At 64.0% G+C, this 569-nt stretch carries 1 protein-coding gene; it reads right to left on the bottom strand.

Annotated elements, in window-relative coordinates:
- Positions 1 to 569 (bottom strand): transposase (locus H6M51_RS24230; protein ID WP_185812314.1); only part of this gene is annotated, 569 nt, incomplete at both ends.

Here is a 569-nt window from a genome sequence, read left to right as displayed (position 1 = left end):
GGCGGCGCTCCAAGCGCTGCTCGGAGCTAAGGCCGTTGATCTCCCGTTCGATATCGAACAGGGCATCGATCCGTTTGGCAGCCTCCAGCGCCATCGGCGAGATCGGTGCGGCTTTGCTGCCACCTTTGGCGTTCGCGGCGATGTCGGCCAGCACGAAGAACTTGCGGCGTGAATGTGCCCAGCAGAGTGCTTGGCGCAGAGGCGCGGGATCGCGATCTGCCTTGAACAGCGGATTGTAGCCGCCATAGGCATCCGCCTGCAGAATGCCGGAGAAGGTCTTCAGATGGCGTTCGGGATGCTCCTGTCGCCGGTCTCGCGATGCGTAGAACAGTGCCGCAGGCGGTGACAGCCCGCCGAACGGCCGATCGTCCCGGACATAGGTCCAGATGCGGCCCGTATCGGTCTTTCCCTTCGCCAGGATGGGCACGGTCGTGTCGTCGCCATGCAGCCGCTCGGCCGCCAGGACATGGGCCTCAATCAACGAATGGATTCGCTTCAGGGCCGCAGCACAAGCGCCAACCTGATCGGCAAGCGTCGACAGGCTGAGGTCGACGCCCTCGCGAGCATAA

Origin of the sequence: Rhizobium sp. AQ_MP, assembly GCF_014237835.1 — a bacterium.
Taxonomy (GTDB): domain Bacteria; phylum Pseudomonadota; class Alphaproteobacteria; order Rhizobiales; family Rhizobiaceae; genus Allorhizobium.
The sequence above is the reverse complement of the archived record's forward strand: the minus strand, read 5'-3'. Positions and strand labels throughout refer to the sequence as shown.